General features: G+C 64.1%; 2 protein-coding genes. Both read right to left on the reverse strand.

Annotated elements, in window-relative coordinates; genetic code table 11:
• On the reverse strand, positions 1–702 hold a 702-nt coding region (locus C5F44_RS17595; protein ID WP_107674939.1), incomplete at its 3' end, for an SDR family NAD(P)-dependent oxidoreductase.
• 14 nt (positions 703–716) lie between these two features.
• Positions 717–1,575, reverse strand: an 859-nt coding sequence (locus tag C5F44_RS17600; RefSeq protein WP_107674940.1) for a branched-chain amino acid ABC transporter permease, incomplete at its 5' end; no start/stop codon positions are given.

Here is a 1,575-nt window from a genome sequence, read left to right on the forward strand (position 1 = left end):
GGCACCCGTCGAGAACGAGGTCCGGCGCGAGGCGACGAAGGCCACCATCTCGGCCAGCTCTTCGGGGGTGCCAAAGCGGTTCATCGGGATTTTCTCCAGCAGTTCCTGCACATAGCTTTCGGGCCAGCCATCGAAGATCCGCGTGCGGATCGCGCCGGGGGCGACACAGTTCACGGTGACCCCGGTGGTTGCAAGTTCCCGCCCCAGGGTCTTGGTCAGCGAAATCACTGCGGCCTTGCTGGCGGCATAGGCGGCGATCTTCGGCCCGGGCTCTTTGCCGGCCACCGATCCGATGGTGACAATCCGGCCATAGCCGCGCGCCACCATATCGGGGATCACCGCCTGACAGCACAGCAGGGTGCCGGTGACATTGACCTCCATCACCCGCGTCCAGTCGCAGACCGAAAGCTCGGCCGCGGCCATGTTCGGGCCGGGAACGGCGGCGTTGCAGACCAGGATCGAGATCTCGCCCAGCATCTTGCGCGTATCGGCATAGGCCGCCGCCACCGCCTCGGGCGAGGTAATGTCAACGGCGCAGGCATGGGTCGGACCAATGTCGGACAGTTGCTCGGCGCTGTCGCGGGCGGCGGCGGCATCCTGGTCCCAGATGGCCACCCGCGCGCCCTGCTCCAGAAACTTGCGGGTGATCGCCTGGCCAAGCCCGCGCGCGGCGCCGGTGACGATTGCGGAACGTCCCTTCATCGCTTGCTCTCCTGTCAGGGGCTGGGTTTGCGGCTGCGTTCCATCCAGGCGGCGATCTCGCCGACCAGACCTTTGCGGAAGGCCAGGATGCAGGACAGGAACACCACGCCGATGATCACCGACAGCCATTCGCCCACCTTGTCGGCAAGGAAGTTCTGCAGAAGGATCACGAAGAACGCCCCTGCGACCGGCCCGCCCAGCGTGCCAAGCCCGCCAAGGATGCACATCATCACCACCTCGCCGCTAAGTGCCCAGTGCAGGTCATTCAGCGATTCATAGGACAGCGCCAGCGCCTTCAGCGCCCCTGCCAACCCCGCCAGCGCAGCCGAAAGCGTCATGGCCAGCACCTTGTAGCGTTCGACATCATAGCCAAGCGAAACGGCACGCGGCTCGTTCTCGCGGATCGCTGTCAGCGCAAGGCCGAAGGGCGAGGTGACGATCCGGTGGATTGCCAGCAGCGCCAGCACGAAGCAGACTGCGACAAGGCCATAAAGCGCCAGGTCGCTTTCAAGGTCGATCAGCCCGAACAGCCGCCCGCGCGGAATGCCGTGGAAACCGTCATCGCGCCCTGTCCATTCCATCTGCATGGCGACGAAATAGATCAGTTGGGAAATCGCCAGCGTGATCATGGCGAAATAGATGCCCTGCCTGCGGATGGCGACCGCACCGGCGACAAATCCGATCAGCGCCGCGACCGCGATGCCGGCCAGAATGCCAAGTTCAGGCGGCCAGTTCAGGAACTTGGTCGTCACGCCAAGCGCATAGCCCGCCGAGCCGAAGAACATCGCATGGCCGAAAGACAAGAGCCCGGTATAGCCCAGCATCAGATTGAAGGCCGAGGCGAAGATAGCAAAGCACAGAAGTTTTACGATC

Origin of the sequence: Fuscovulum blasticum DSM 2131, from assembly GCF_003034965.1 — a bacterium.
Taxonomy (GTDB): domain Bacteria; phylum Pseudomonadota; class Alphaproteobacteria; order Rhodobacterales; family Rhodobacteraceae; genus Pseudogemmobacter; species Pseudogemmobacter blasticus.